This is a genomic window from Bradyrhizobium sp. WSM4873, assembly GCF_055811355.1.
On sequence record NZ_JBVVPS010000066.1, the window covers coordinates 1 to 13,041 of the forward strand.

Below are 13,041 nucleotides of genomic sequence, written 5' to 3' on the forward strand. Positions count from 1 at the left end.
CTTCACCAGCTGATTGTCCACGGTGTCCAGGCTCTCACTGGTTTCCGTCAAAAACTCCCGCAACAGATCATCCATGAAAACAGGCCTTCATACAGGGAGGGCGCGCACACAAGACGTGATGCGCCAATTCGGAATGGGGCCAGCTTCACCGCAAAGCGTTTAATATTGGTTGAGTATGTGGAAAAGAACGGAATCAACAAATAGATAAGGCGCTCCGGACAAGCCGAAGCGCCTCGTAAAGATTCGATTAACGTTTGAGAGCGGCTTCGTGTCTACGACGCGATGATGGTGATGGCCTCGCCTTCATGCGCGAGCCTCACGGTCAGGCCGCAAGCCTCTGCCAACAGCCGCGTATAATAAGGCTGGATCGCATGTGCATCCGCGGCCGGGCCGCGTTCGCCGCTCAGGAGCTCGGAGATGTTCTGCGGCAGGCGCGCATTATGTCCGGTCGCGGTGATGCGGAAGCTCATCGTCTCGCCCTCGCCGATCGGATCGATCGTCAGCGTGCCGCCGCGCGGGATCGTGTGCTGCGAAACGACCAGCATGTTGAGCAACAGCTTGACGCGATTCTTCGGCAGCAAGATCCGCGGCAGATTCCAGGTAATCGAGCACTTGCCGTCCTCGATGTGGCCGCGCGCCATGGTCTGGGCATCGCCGAGATCGATCTGCGCGCCGGACGAGCCGGCCGCACCAAAGGCGAGGCGGCAGAACTGAAGGCGGGCGGAGGCGGTTTTCGCGCTCTTGCGTATCAAGTCCAGTGCGAACTCGCGGTCGTCGGGCTTTGGATCGTCATCGAGCACTTCGAGACCATTGACGATGGCGCCGACAGGGCTGATGAGATCGTGGCAGACCCGCGAGCACAGCAGCGCGGCGAGTTCGAGCGCATCTGGAGCGGTGGCGGTAGCGGGTGACGAAGCGTCAGACATAAAGGGTTCCTGGAATTGCACGGCGCGGACGCGGCGAATCAAGCATGCTTGACGAATGCCGCAGGTTCTAACATTCGCAAGCCCGTGGCAGCTAGCTTGCGATCGGTTCGAACCGGCCCTAATGCCGCGGCGAATCACTCGAGCAGGGATGGAATTGCCGATGAATGAGGCATGCAGGTGAAGCGGATCATTGATGGCGCGGCCGCCTCCCACCTGATGGAGCCGCTCACCGCGCTGGTGGTGAAAGCGGGCGAAGCCATCCTTGCGGTCAACCGCACGGCGATGCGGGTCGACGGCAAGCAGGACGGCTCGCCGGTGACTGAGGCCGACCTTGCCGCCGACCGCATCATCGCGGACGGGCTGGCCCAGCTTGCGGGCGACATCCCGACGCTGTCGGAAGAGCGGACCCAGCTCGCCTCGCCGCCGTTCCGCGACAGCTTCTTCCTGATCGACCCGCTCGACGGCACCAAGGAGTTCGTCGCCGGGCGCGACGAGTTCACCGTCAACCTTGCCCTCGTGACATCGGGCGTGCCGCTGCTGGGCATCGTCAGCGCCCCGGCCCTCGGGCTGCTCTGGCGCGGTATCGTGGGCCGCGGCGCCGAGCGGGTCAGGTTCGACGGCGCGACCATCGGCGCTGCCGAGCCGATCCATACCCGCAAGTTGCCGCCCCTGGGCGAGCCCTGGATCGCCGCGGTGAGCCGCTCGCATGGAGATCCCCGAACCGAGGCGTTCATCGATCACCGCGCCAGCGCCATCAGAAAGACGGTCGGCTCGGCCGTGAAATTCGGCCGGATCGCGGAAGGCAGTGCCGACATCTATCCGCGCTTCGGGCCCACTTGTGAATGGGACGTCGGGGCTGGCTACGCGGTCGTGACCGCGGCCGGCGGCAGCGTAACCGATGGCAAAGGCGGCGCGCTCCGCTTCGGTGAGCGATACGACAGCGGCTTCATCATCCCGGAGTTCATCGCCTGGGGTGACCCGCAGGCGGCAAGACTCTGATATCGCAAAGGCGCTACTGGCTGAGCTTGTCCTGGAGGGCCGGCCAGCGCTTGCCCACCTCGTAGAGGAAGCGCTCGGGATTGGCGGCGAAGGCGTCCCGATTGGTTTCCCGGCTGAACAGATAGAGCCGCTGCGCCGCGATCGCGAAGAAACGGGGGTTACCGGCGATGATGACGCCGCGGGCGATATCGACCGGATCGTAGCCGCCGAACTGCGGCCCGTAGACCTCGGGATGCGCGAGGAAAGAGGCGCGGTTGCCCTCGTTCCGAAAGCGCCAGACTGCGCCCCACAGGTTCGCCTCGAACTCGGCCGTCCCTTGCACGGCCGCGCCATCGACGAAATAGGCCACGGGGTCGAAGCCCTCGATCGCCACGCCGCTGAAGCGGTTGACGACGATCCGCTCGGTGGTGGCCGCCTGCGCCGGCACCCCCGCGCAGAGGATCCAAATGCCCGACAGCATGCAGACCAGAAGGCCGATCAAGGCAATTCCGGGGCGCAAAGGGCTGGCTTCCTGCCGTTGTGCCGTCATAGTTGCTGCGGATAACATCCGAGTCGAGGGGACATCCGGCGCAACCTAGAGCCGTGCCTGTTGGCGTCAGGTTAAGGAAGCGACCGGATTCGGTACCAGGGGTTCTTTTATGACTTTCGCATCACGCCTTGCCGCAGTCGCGCTTGCCGCGATGGTCGGGTGGATCATTCCGGCTTCCGCCCAGCAGCCGCCGCCGCCCGATTTGCCGCCGCCGCAGCGGACCCCGACGCCCAGCACCTATGGGCCGGACGAACTCGTGAACGCCGGCCACCGCTTCTTCGGCAACGTCTCGCGCGGTCTCGCCTCGATCATCGAGAAGGCAGTCAGCCAATGGGGCCTGCCCAACGGCTACATCCTCGGTGAGGAAGGGTCCGGAGCCTTCGTCGCCGGCCTGCGCTACGGCGAAGGCACGCTCTACACCAAGAACGCCGGCGACCTCAGGGTCTATTGGCAGGGTCCCTCGCTCGGCTTCGACTGGGGTGGCGACGGCGCGCGCACCATGACGCTGGTCTATAATTTGCCCGCCACCAACGCGATCTACCAGCGCTTCGCCGGCCTCGACGGCTCGGCTTACATCATCGGCGGCTTCGGCATGACGGCGCTCACCGCCAACAACATCGTGCTGGTGCCGATCCGCTCCGGCCTCGGCCTGCGGCTGGGAGCCAATATCGGCTATTTGAAATTCACCCCGCGCGCGACCTGGAACCCGTTCTAGGGTCCCGCTTTCCCCTCCGGCGACGGATCAAGGTTAACGACATGTCGGGGCTGGCTTTTTGCCGGCCCCGCATGCAATGTCCTTGGTAAATTTTTCCTTAGCTTTGGGAGTTCTGGCCCATGGTCGAACCGATCATGTACCTGGCGATCGGTTTCCTGCTTTCGATGCTGTGCGGGCTCGCCATCGTGCCGCTGGTGCATAACCGCGCGGTGCGCCTGACCACGCGTCGGCTCGAGGCTGCCACGCCGTTGTCGATGGCCGAGATCCAGGCCGACAAGGACCAGCTCCGCGCCGAATTCGCCATGTCGGCGCGACGGCTGGAGATGAGCGTCGACCAGCTCAAGAACAAGACCACGAGCCAGCTCGCCGAGCTAGGCAAGAAGAGCGACGCCATCAACCGCATGAAGATCGAGCTCGGCGAGAAGAACGCCACGATCTTCGCGCTCGAGGCGCGCGAGAAGGCGGTCAAGGAGCAGCTTCGCGCCACCGAAGAGGAATTCAACACCAAGACCGCAGCCCTGCGTGCCGCCGAGCTCGCGCTGACCGACAAGCAGGGCGAGCTCGCAAAGATCAATTCCGAACTGTCCGACCGCTCGATGATGGCGGAGAGCCGGCAGGTCGAGCTGGTTGTGGTCCGTGCGCAGATCGAGGAGCTGAAGAACCGCGTCGGCGACGCCGAAAAGGAGTTTGCCGCGACGCAGGCGCGGCTGGCGCAGGAGCGCACCGAATCCGAGACCGCCTCGCGCGAGCTCGGCGACGCCCGCGGCCGCGTCGAGAATCTGAGCCAGCGCGTCACCGACCTCGATCGCCAGCTCATCGTGCAGGTGAAAGAGGCCGAGATGCTGTCGGGCCGCGTCGGCGATCTCGAGGGACGCCTTGCCACGCAGGGCAAGCTGCTCGCTGAGCGCGACTATGAGAACAACCAGCTCCGCCAGGCCAATGAGAGTTCCGAGCGCACCATCAAGGAGCTGCGCGTCGAGATCGCCGCCGTGAGCGGCGGCAAATCGTCGGCCGCGATGGAATCGATCCGCGCGGAAAAGACCGCGCTGGAGGAACAGCTCCGCACCGCCCGCGACGAGCGCGCCAAGCTGCAGCGCGACATCAACGCGATCCAGCAGCAGGCCGAGAGCTCCTGGGCGACCGAGCGGATGGAGAACGCGCTGCTGCGCGAACGCATCAACGACATCGCCGCCGAGGTGGCCAAGCTCGCGATGCAGCTCGAAGGCCCGAACTCGCCGATCGAGGCCCTGCTCGCGGCGGAGGCCGGCCAGCCGCCGAGGCCGGCGCCGCGCCCGGCCAATGACGCCCCAACCAACGGCACGGCCGCAGGCACCCTGCCTGAAGGCGGCGGAACACTGGCCGAACGCATCCGCGCGCTCCAGGCCCACGCCTCCCGCGCCCGCCAGCAGGGCGCGTAAGCGGCCCGAAAACGGCCTCACCGCCGAGTTGCGGGTTCGGGGGAAGGTTTTCGGGCCCGGCAGCGCCTCGAAACTTGACACCTTTGGCCCGCACTTCTAAATCGCGGGCTCCAAAGCGCCGGCGGCCGAAACTCGGGTCGCCTGCATGATGGTTTCGGGTGCATAGCTCAGCGGGAGAGCGTTCCCTTCACACGGGAGAGGTCCAAGGTTCGATCCCTTGTGCGCCCACCATTTGTTCCGGATCTACAGTAACTTAGCAACTTTCTTCCCCCACATTGTGCCCCGAAAAGTCTAGGGCACAACCTGGGCACTCCAAAAAAGATCGTCCCTCTACTTCGCCCGCCGCTCCGATCCCGACGACAAAAAGCTCGCTGATCTTTCACCACGAGATTCGCGTCGGCGCGCGACCTTTGGGCACGAGTTTCGTTGGACGCTCGATAGGCGCGAGTACGTTGTGCTCGAGGCAACCAGCGCCGAGGTACCTGCTTTGCGCGGGTCTTTTGATGCTCCGCGCTTGCCGGTCTTGGCTGTGTTGTCCACTGCCGCCATGTTGCCGCCGGGTCGGCTCGGCAATGGCGAGCTCGAAATGGTTCTCGAGACCACGTCGCCAGAGCAGACAGTCCTGGTTTTTAGTGACGACCTGCCGTCCGGTGACGGACATCACATGGGCCGCCTTCAATCATCAGGTTGCCAGCTTATGCACCGGTTCTCCGCCACTGTTGCCGTTGAGCTCGGGCCCGACTTGGTTCGGATCGCTCCTCTTGCCTAGCTTGCTGGCGGCGATGGTGACGACTATGACGAGACCCTTTGGCGACATTGTAAAGCGGTAAGAACCAATGGAGCCGGGAGTCCGCTTTCGGCATCCCCTTACCTGGGGGTCGGCTTATGGTCATCGCCCTTCCAGATCGTGATGCTACTCGGGCGTATTGACCGGTTGCGGTGCCGTAGCGCTCGCATGGCTCGCAACAAAGGACCCAGTTCGGACCCCTCCTGGATCTCGACCGAGTATCACACCTGTTTCGAGCATTGGCCGATCGGGCCTCACCAGCTTGGTGGTGCTCACGCCCGCATTCGGATCAACTGCCATTTCGGAGTCTCGTTCAAGCAGCTCTCGCACGCGCTCGATGCGAGCGAACCGGAATGGATGGACCAGTTTGATCATCGGGCTAAGCCCCTCGGGTCGAATGCGAACATCGGATGATGAAAACGACGAGCGCGCGACGGCTGATGCTCATGAGTCGAACTGTCGGTTCTCCGCCGAATGCCAGTCCGCACCGTGGAGGCGGATCATCTCCCGACGGGACCGCTCGATGAAGATGCGCTCAACGCGAAGCCGGCTGCAACTGAAGCCGCCAGCGCAAGGCCACAGGCCATATAGTCATTCATGAAATTCCAAAACATGTTGCAGCCGGTAACTCCTACAAAAGTAAGTGCCACGATCACATTGCGAAATGCCTTAACCATGCTGCCCCCCAGTCAGTCGGCGAGGAACTTTTACCATTGCAACCACGGTGATTGGCAGCGTTTGACCCTTGTGATGAGCCGTCTTTCTGCTCGATCAGCTTGGGTCCGGCCGCGCTGCCGACGTGGGGCTCGCTCTACTTACTTAGGAGGGAACCCCGGAGGGGCAGTGGTAGCGACGCCGGCATACTTCATCACGGCGGGCCCTTCCCGAGTGCCCCCGGCGAGGAGCTCCGCATGCCTTCGCGCGAGGGATCGACGCGGCATGGCCTGCGCCGTTGTGGCGTGGAGAAGAGGGCGGGTTCGAAGCATGGAGCATGCTGGTTATGGCTCTTTCTTAATCGGCGTTCGGCAGGCTCGCGGCCAGCACTGCCGATCACCGCGACCGCAAAGTAGCGCAAGCGATGGCCCGCGGCAGTGATGCCCGCCGGCCATTTCATGTTGTCTGCGTCGTCTAGGGCTTAGTGGACGACGAACGCTGCCACCAAGCCTGCAATCATCCACTAATCGTTTCGTCAGACCTTTTGGTTAGCAATTTGACGGATATACGGGAGGATTACGGCGCGGACCATGCCTGCCTATAAAATCACTAACCCCTTCGATGTCGAAGGGCTGGAAAAGTCGCTGAGCGACTCGGCGACGCGCGTCTCCACCATCTGGATCAGCAACCTTCTGTTGTACCTCCTTGTCACCGCCGGCACCGCCACGAACAAGCAGCTCTTGCTGGCCGACCCGGTGAGGCTTCCGGCGCTCGGCACGGAAGTGCCGCTCGTTTCGTTCTTCGTGCTGTCGCCGATCTTTTCTGTGCTGTTGCAGTTCTACGTACTGCTATAGACCCTGCTCTTGGGCCGCACAGCCCCGCGCGTATGATGACGCGCTGAACCGCACTCTGAAGAAAGCCCGAGCAAAACGCGATTTTTCGTGAGCGCGAACACGGTTTTCGCCCAGATCTTTGCCGGGGCACCGCGCGAGCGCGAAGGATGGGTCGGCCGGGTATTGCGCGGCTTCTCCTGCTTACACTTGTCGGATCGCCAATTCTGGTTCTTCTCACTTTCGACGCAGAAGGCGATTTTGCCACGCCAACGAGGGACTTTTGCGACACTGATGTGACGCCATCAAGGAACTGGTCGACAATATCTCACATCTGAATGGCCGACGATTGTGAACCATTTCACACACACGTAGACTGATTCCTGAGAGGCTCGGCCGGCCGCGCCGGTCGGTTCGTCGACCCGCCAATTGTTTTCAGAACGTCATAGTTTGATTGATTGAGGGAAGATCGCCATGAGGACGACTGCGAAGTCCGACGACGGAAAACTGCGTGTCACGGCGATTGCAGGCACGCGAGCTGTCTTGATCGCCCTTGATATGGACAATGACGAGCGCAAGGGCCTCAAGGGATTTGCCATGCGAACGGGCGAAGTCGGTGCGCCCCTTCAATGGCTGGCGGGCATGAAAGTATTCAAGTCGCTTGCCCCCTCGGGTGTACCCGCCGGCAAGTCGATGCATTTCACGACCGACAAGAATCCGATTCAGAGCTTTCTCTGGTCCGACTATGAGGCGATCCCGGCTACCGAACACAGCTTCGAAGTGTCGGCAATGTTCGGCGAACCCGGCAACCTGCAGCCACGTCAAGTTGCGTCATTCAAGATCAAGACCGAGGCCGAAGATGACGCCCATCATGGCGTCTGGTTCAACAGAGGTGCGATCGCCAGCCAGGCCTTTGCCGACCAGTTCGGCAACAAGTCACTGACGGATGCCGAGTACAACCTCAGGAAGTGGCGTGGCTGTCCCGCGGGCTCGTCGAGGCGTGCTTAAAATACATCCACGAAACCCCGAAGGGCGATGCACTTCGCGTCGTAGCCTATGAATTCACCTATCAGAGGGTGATCGGCGCCCTGAAGGCAGCGCTCAAGCGTGGTGTTGACGTCAAAATCGTCTATCACGACACGTCGGCGAACAATAAGGCCATTATGATAACCGAGCTGTCCGAAGAAGAGGACGGCGAGACGATCCTCTTCAAGCGAACCCGTCCCCAGACGCCGCATAACAAGTTCATCTACGGCTGGAAGGCGGAAAGAAGCCGGTGTCGGTCTGGACCGGTTCGACCAACTTTACGGCTTCAGGATTTTTGGGACAGACCAATGTCGGCCATCTGGTGACCGATGGCGATATCGGGGCGACCTACCTGAAACTGTGGGACGGCCTAAAGGAGGACCCTGATCCGAAGACAGGACATGACGAAACGCGACCGTCCGCTGCCGCCGCTGCCCCACCGCCCGCCAGTCCGGATCAGGCGCGGAGCCAGGCGCGGTCTTCTAGGCTGAAAGTCGCCGGGCTCCACTCGGGATCTGATGATTTCGGTGCGTTGCTCATGCATACTGTTGATCTCCCGTCGAAGTTGCGGAAGGGTGCCACCAATCAAATGGCTTGGCTGGGCTGGTGACTTGAAATGACGCGCTGGAAAGAGGGAGTTGCCCTGGGCATGGGATTGGTTATCGCCTCCGGGCTGATCCTAGCGAGCGCCGTTGCCTGGGGGCCGCACTCTTGCGGCCTCGTCTTCATGAAAGTCATCGGATGCGCGATCGGCAGTTACGAAAACCTCTCCGGCGGTTTGTTGGCCGCCGATGCTGCGATCCTAGCTGGTTGGCTCGCGTGGAGTGCCGTCCAAATTCAAGTCTCTGCTGAGGAGCGAAGGTCAACCGCTGATCGGGCGGAGATCGAAAATGTGCTAACATTAGATGTCGACCAGCGGGCTGATGGCCTCGCGGCTGTCTGGCGTCTCCTCGAAGATCTTAATAGGCCCGTGAATGCGGATGATCCGGAGGTTCGCAGTGCGAAGATGGAAGCAATTGCTTTTGGCGTTGATGAGATCACGTCGAAGCATTGGCTCGATCCTGCTCGCGAGATGATCCGGGGGTTGGGATGGCAACGAAGGCGATTATTCCAAGCGCTGTTTGCATCCATCGACGATCTTCGGATAGAGGCAGACAACTTTCAGGTATTTGATTTGCTGATAGCAGTGCGAGAGGTTGCAAATTGGATGGATGCCGTGCTGCCGATCGACGGCAATCATTTCGAAAGTCTGCCGAGACTCAGTCCAAAGGCATGGCCGCTGGGATACGCCGTCGAACTGCGTGCAGGACTGAACGCTGATCTGGCGGACGGCTAATGGCCAGGTTCACGCTTGACCACTATGCAGCGGTGGCATCAACAATTGCTTTCATTGTATCCGGCGGCAGCCTCTACGTGGCAAAGCTCTCTTACGATTTCAGCCTTTCGAAGGATGAACGCGAGATCCAAGAGAAGGAGCCGGCAGTCGACGTGCAACTCAAGCCGATCGGCGGGAAAAGTGCTCGGCTGACAATTTCGATCATCAATCGTGGTGACATCAATATCGCCCCGCAGGATATCACGGTTCTGCACTCCATCGATGAAGGAGAACTATACCTAGCGCGCGCAGGCACCGATTTACTCGATACGTTTTTGAGCCTGCAGCCAATGGGCATCGTTCCACCAAAGGGGGTCGGTTCGATGGTGGGCACCGTGTCAGGGGTAACAGATGGCAAGGCCGATTTTGCCGATGGGGCCGAACTTCAGTTCGTCGTAAGAATACGCCTCGGTGACAAGGACGAAACTCTGAAAACCATCACGCTCTCGCGGCGGGCTCGCGCAAAATAGAAGCATGTGCGAGCGCTTAGGGCGCCTTCATGCCCGCACCGAGGTACTGTCATCCTGTGATCGAGTCACTTCGAAGGAATCTAAAATCATGGCCGAGGGTGACTTCAAAAGCTCGACACTTTTCGCCGTCGGATCATCGGTCGCCGCAACCATCGGCTTACCGGCCTATAAGCTGGTGCTCTCGTGTGCTTACGGAGGGATGCCGTCCACGAAGCTGAAGATCGTATCCGCTGATATCGATATTAGATCTGTCGGAGTTCTTCACGGAGGGACCGCGATTACTCGGAGCTGCGCCCTCAACGGAGAAGTCGAAGGCAACACAAATTTGGAGGTGGCCGTCGGCTATGATTGGCCGCTAGTCGGATGGCGAGCATACCGCCGCGCAATATTCCGTGTCGCAAAGGGGGCGCCAGGGTACTTTTTGCTACCGGAGGGCTGAAGCCGCCGCATAGGGGCAAGGGTTGCTTCACATGAAAAGAACAATGCCTGCTTGGCCCACCGACCCGAATGATTGAATGGCGCTGCGGCAACACCAAAGCCAGCGGCGTTAAGACACCCTTCAGTTTGGCCGTCGAGTCCCGAGCAGACGTTTGGTGCGGGCGCGACCAATTTGGGTCCGCAGGGTGGCGCTGTCGTAGGGAGCGCCAGACGCCAACGTCAAGCCGGCGGCGGTCAGGGCCCGCGCGAATGCAGGAATTTTCAGCTTGGTGGCGCGCGAGAGATCTTCGAATTCGTCAAGAAAGTCGACGATCACCGCATCTACTGGCGCCCGTTCGCCTGGCTCGATCAACACGGCCGACGCCACTTTCCTTGCCCACGTTTCGACTGACATCCAGTCCCTCTCGATCTCAGAACAGAAAAAGGAGAATATTTTGTAACTCCGGCCAGGCTTCTTTGAGCAATCTTCGTTAGCTCGAAACGGCTTGTTCGGAAAACGCTTGCCGAAATGCCAAAATTCCGGTGCGTCGTGCACGCTCGTTTCGATCGCGGAGGCCAACGAATTAAAGAGATAGGAATTCCCATCAAAAAAGTAACGGAGCGGCCATCTCGCCGCCCCGAAGCCAATCTCGATCGTCCTGCTAAGCGTGAAGCGTCGGAAAGATCTTCCAGAGCTGCGGATTCACCTCCCAGTTTTTCGAAGGGCGACCGCTCTGCGTCGCACGCTCCTGAGGCCTTGCAACACCACGCAACCGCAGCTCCTCCATGCACTCGCCGATGTCATCAGCATCGCGGATCGGAGAACCCAATCCGCGGCGGAGATCATCACGGACGTTGATGACCTGCTTCTTCAGGCGCGCCAGGTGACGCGCCAACTGCACGACCGGCGGCTCGATCTCGCGGCGGTTGAATTCGGTGACCACCCGCTCGCCCATCGCCAGGAAGTACTGGTTCATCAGGTCGACACCCCGCTGCGCATCTTCGCCGGAGATGGCGGGGCCGGGCAACTCGTCCCCCGCGAGAGCGCGTTCGCACAGCGCGAGATTCAGCGCGAGGCGGAGCGCCTGCGTTCGCGCGCGCGACAGGAGCGATTTCACCATCGTCGATGACACAACCCTCCGCTCATTCCAACCGGCGTTGGCGATGCGGAAGATCTCGCGTGCCTCCGCCGAGGTAGCGATGAGCTGCGGATATGCACCGGGCAGGCCGCGAGGCTCGATATCCACCAGGCGGTTCAGCGCGGTGATCAGGTCGTCCATCGGGCCATCGGACTCCGCCATCGCGTCGGCCCGCACGACATCCGGGGCGCACCACAAGAAGCGCGGCGCCATTCCGTCATGCGCGGGGCCGAGCAAGAGCGCGATGCGATCCGGCTGGGTGGCCCCGAGGATAGTCAACTGCAGCGCCTCAATGGCGATTTCGCCGTCGCGAGCATTCGCGATGACCTTCGGCTTGCCGTCGAAAGCTTCCAAGAGCAACCCGCGCGCCTTGATCGTCTCGCTCCCGCCGGTCAGGTTCATTACCGTCAGCAACTCGTCCGACACCACCGTCCGGCCGTCGGGGGCGGCCGCGAGAGCATCCCGGATGCCTGCCACCGTCGCTTCCGACAGCAACAACTGGCGGCGGCGCGACGGCGCGACCGCGCCATCCATGACCGGCGAGAGGCCCTCGGCCGCGAGCTTCTTCCGCGCGTCGAGATTCCTGCGGTGCTCCACCTTGGCCAACATCTGATCGGACCGCTCTACGGTCGCCGATGAGCCGACCGATGAAGCTCGGATTGCATTGAACGCCTCGCGCGCAATATCGATCGCCTCGGTCTTGCCGTCACCGGGGTCAGCGACCAGTCCAACGAACAACGTCGCCGGCTCGGTTCGCCGTTCAGTGATCTCGAGGCGAACGCGATTGCCGACGGCGCCGGCCGTGATTGCGAGCGCGCTTGCCGCCACAAGGTCGAGATTCACCTGTCGCGCGGTCGCGATCCCCGACACCATGGCGCGGAAGCGGTCCGGAAGGGCGGCGAGCGGAAAAGCCGGGGCCGGAGAACGGTTGCCAGCCAAGAACATCGGATCGATATCGGCCACCCCGGATCCGTGGCCGGCTTCCCTGCGTCCCCTTCGCGAGCGGCTTCCGCGTTCTTGGGCTTCTTCATCTCAACTGCTCCTGTCCATGCGCAAAATCGCGCCATCGACATGGAGCCACGACCGTCAAACGACTACCGGCCTGCTTATCCCAAGAAAACGATGTCCGGCGTAAACTTGTTCGCAGATGCTATCAGCTTCCCTCGAGCTCCGCCCGATCGCGCCAAAATGCCAAAATGCCAAAATGCCAAAACCGCCCTGGGAGAGCGGCGGCGATCCGGTCCGTGCCAGTCCTTCCAAAACAGAACGCAACAATGCGCAATGTTATGCTTTGTTTCTACTTTTAGTAGTTCAGTTATGCTACACCCGTGCATCCAAATGATGCGTCGGAGAATTCAAAATAGGTAGCGCGAACCAATGCTCTAAGCTTCAGGGTTCAATCCACGCTATTCGCTTCGGGAGCAGATTGCTGGCGGTCGTCGTACTTCAGCAGCAACCCCATGCCGAACACTCGCGTCGATGCGTCGGCCGCGTGCGGATTGGGACCGAACATCGCTGTGTCGTGCTGTGGACATATTTTTCTGAGTTCGACAAGACCTCTCGCCAGAACGCCTGCTTCGCACTCGACGATATGTTACCGGTCCGGCGTCCTCGCCGGGATAAGCACAGTCTGGATTTCAATATCTACCCGCGATTCAGTTTGTCGCCGGATAGACTTTAGTCGTCCGTGAACAAGGCTCTAAGCGATTGAGCAGGAGTCAGTTTTCCGGTTGCGGCGGCATTTGAGATTGCAGGG

13 protein-coding genes and 1 tRNA gene are annotated in these 13,041 nt (G+C 61.3%); 10 read left to right on the top strand and 4 right to left on the bottom strand.

From position 1 onward, the window contains the following. Positions 1–204: hypothetical protein (locus AC0L21_RS36995; protein WP_473266856.1), on the top strand; the 204-nt coding region annotated here is incomplete at its 5' end. A 68-nt stretch (positions 205–272) separates the two neighbouring features. Here the strand turns inward: AC0L21_RS36995 and chpT are convergent. Further along, positions 273–926 (bottom strand): histidine phosphotransferase ChpT, encoded by a 654-nt coding sequence (gene chpT, locus AC0L21_RS37000; RefSeq protein WP_018458347.1) that lies wholly within the window; start codon positions 924–926, stop codon positions 273–275. 171 nt (positions 927–1,097) lie between these two features. On the opposite strand from chpT, the gene cysQ reads away from it, so the two are divergent. Then, complete coding sequence (cysQ, locus tag AC0L21_RS37005) at positions 1,098–1,925, top strand: 3'(2'),5'-bisphosphate nucleotidase CysQ (protein ID WP_473266859.1); 828 nt, start codon at positions 1,098–1,100, stop codon at positions 1,923–1,925. 13 nt (positions 1,926–1,938) lie between these two features. On the opposite strand, the gene AC0L21_RS37010 is transcribed toward cysQ, so the two are convergent. Further along, on the bottom strand, positions 1,939–2,424 hold the full coding sequence (locus tag AC0L21_RS37010; RefSeq protein WP_473266862.1) for a YHS domain-containing (seleno)protein: 486 nt from the start codon (positions 2,422–2,424) through the stop codon (positions 1,939–1,941). Positions 2,425–2,563: 139 nt separating this feature from the next. On the opposite strand from AC0L21_RS37010, the gene AC0L21_RS37015 reads away from it, so the two are divergent. The 8 genes from AC0L21_RS37015 to AC0L21_RS37050 all read left to right on the top strand — a co-directional run bounded on the left by AC0L21_RS37015 (position 2,564) and on the right by AC0L21_RS37050 (position 9,729). Further along, positions 2,564–3,169, top strand: a complete 606-nt coding sequence (locus tag AC0L21_RS37015) for a DUF1134 domain-containing protein (protein ID WP_007606270.1) — start codon at positions 2,564–2,566, stop codon at positions 3,167–3,169. Between the two features lie 119 nt (positions 3,170–3,288). Further along, positions 3,289–4,587 (top strand): hypothetical protein, encoded by a 1,299-nt coding sequence (locus AC0L21_RS37020; RefSeq protein WP_473266865.1) that lies wholly within the window; start codon positions 3,289–3,291, stop codon positions 4,585–4,587. Positions 4,588–4,743: 156 nt separating this feature from the next. After that, positions 4,744–4,818: transfer RNA gene (locus AC0L21_RS37025), tRNA-Val, on the top strand. Positions 4,819–6,618: 1,800 nt separating this feature from the next. Next, positions 6,619–6,882, top strand: a complete 264-nt coding sequence (locus AC0L21_RS37030; RefSeq protein WP_473266867.1) for a hypothetical protein — start codon at positions 6,619–6,621, stop codon at positions 6,880–6,882. Between the two features lie 519 nt (positions 6,883–7,401). Further along, complete coding sequence (locus AC0L21_RS37035; RefSeq protein WP_473266869.1) at positions 7,402–7,866, top strand: hypothetical protein; 465 nt, start codon at positions 7,402–7,404, stop codon at positions 7,864–7,866. After that, a complete protein-coding gene (locus tag AC0L21_RS37040; protein WP_473266871.1) occupies positions 7,827–8,210 on the top strand; it encodes a phospholipase D-like domain-containing protein in 384 nt (127 codons plus the stop codon). Before AC0L21_RS37035 ends, AC0L21_RS37040 begins: the two co-directional genes overlap by 40 nt. 290 nt (positions 8,211–8,500) lie before the next feature. Beyond that, on the top strand, positions 8,501–9,220 hold the full coding sequence (locus AC0L21_RS37045; RefSeq protein ID WP_473266874.1) for a hypothetical protein: 720 nt from the start codon (positions 8,501–8,503) through the stop codon (positions 9,218–9,220). Continuing rightward, positions 9,220–9,729: a hypothetical protein gene (locus tag AC0L21_RS37050; protein ID WP_473266876.1), complete on the top strand. Its 510-nt coding sequence runs from the start codon at positions 9,220–9,222 to the stop codon at positions 9,727–9,729. The genes AC0L21_RS37045 and AC0L21_RS37050 overlap by 1 nt, the downstream gene beginning before the upstream one ends. Before the next feature lie 559 nt (positions 9,730–10,288). On the opposite strand, the gene AC0L21_RS37055 is transcribed toward AC0L21_RS37050, so the two are convergent. Both AC0L21_RS37055 and AC0L21_RS37060 read right to left on the bottom strand, forming a co-directional pair. Then, entirely contained in the window at positions 10,289–10,702 is a 414-nt protein-coding gene (locus AC0L21_RS37055) for a hypothetical protein (RefSeq protein WP_473266878.1), read from the bottom strand. A 106-nt stretch (positions 10,703–10,808) separates the two neighbouring features. Then, entirely contained in the window at positions 10,809–12,248 is a 1,440-nt protein-coding gene (locus AC0L21_RS37060; RefSeq protein ID WP_473266881.1) for a DUF3987 domain-containing protein, read from the bottom strand. Between the last annotated feature and the right edge of the window lie 793 nt (positions 12,249–13,041).

Coding starts and splice junctions, on each gene's coding strand:
- chpT (WP_018458347.1), bottom strand. CDS start 926: ATGTCTGACGCTTCGTCACCCGCTACCGCCACCGCTCCAGATGCGCTC.
- cysQ (WP_473266859.1), top strand. CDS start 1,098: ATGCAGGTGAAGCGGATCATTGATGGCGCGGCCGCCTCCCACCTGATG.
- AC0L21_RS37015 (WP_007606270.1), top strand. CDS start 2,564: ATGACTTTCGCATCACGCCTTGCCGCAGTCGCGCTTGCCGCGATGGTC.
- AC0L21_RS37020 (WP_473266865.1), top strand. CDS start 3,289: ATGGTCGAACCGATCATGTACCTGGCGATCGGTTTCCTGCTTTCGATG.
- AC0L21_RS37030 (WP_473266867.1), top strand. CDS start 6,619: ATGCCTGCCTATAAAATCACTAACCCCTTCGATGTCGAAGGGCTGGAA.
- AC0L21_RS37045 (WP_473266874.1), top strand. CDS start 8,501: ATGACGCGCTGGAAAGAGGGAGTTGCCCTGGGCATGGGATTGGTTATC.
- AC0L21_RS37050 (WP_473266876.1), top strand. CDS start 9,220: ATGGCCAGGTTCACGCTTGACCACTATGCAGCGGTGGCATCAACAATT.